At 56.5% G+C, this 490-nt stretch carries 2 protein-coding genes; both read right to left on the reverse strand.

Annotation, left to right across the window (positions count from 1 at the left end):
• Positions 1 to 326, reverse strand: a 326-nt coding sequence (gene rplI / locus ACFDSS_RS13870) for a 50S ribosomal protein L9 (RefSeq protein ID WP_375256313.1), incomplete at its 3' end; no start/stop codon positions are given.
• 12 nt (positions 327 to 338) lie between these two features.
• The coding region (gene rpsR, locus ACFDSS_RS13875) for a 30S ribosomal protein S18 (protein WP_375256314.1) at positions 339 to 490 on the reverse strand (152 nt) is incomplete at its 5' end.

A 490-nucleotide genomic window follows, 5' to 3' on the forward strand; every position in this document is an offset into this window, starting at 1 on the left:
ACGGTGAAACCGGCTTCTGTTGCCGCTTCTGCTGCGTCACGTGTTGTGACGGAGCCGTAGAGCGACCCTGCGTCGGACGCAGAGCGGATCACGATGAACTTTTGACCGTCCAGCTTTTCCGCCAGCGAAGCGGCTTCTTGCTTGGTCTCAAGGTTGCGTGCTTCCATCTGGGCTTTTTCGGCCTCAAAACGGGCAAGGTTTGCCGTGTTTACGCGCAGTGCTTTGCCTTGTGGCAGCAGAAAGTTGCGTGCGTAGCCTTCCTTGACGGAGACGACTTCGCCCATCTGGCCCAGCTTTGCGACGCGCTCAAGTAGGATGATATCCATGGGATGTTTTCCTTATTTTACAGCGTAAGGCAGCAGGGCAAGAAAACGGGCACGCTTGATCGCACGAGCGAGAGCACGCTGGTTCTTGGCACCAACAGCAGTGATACGGGCGGGAACGATTTTGCCGCGCTCAGAGATGTAGCGCTGCAAAAGGCGAGTGTCTT

Source organism: Yoonia sp. (assembly GCF_042093035.1).
GTDB lineage: Bacteria > Pseudomonadota > Alphaproteobacteria > Rhodobacterales > Rhodobacteraceae > Yoonia.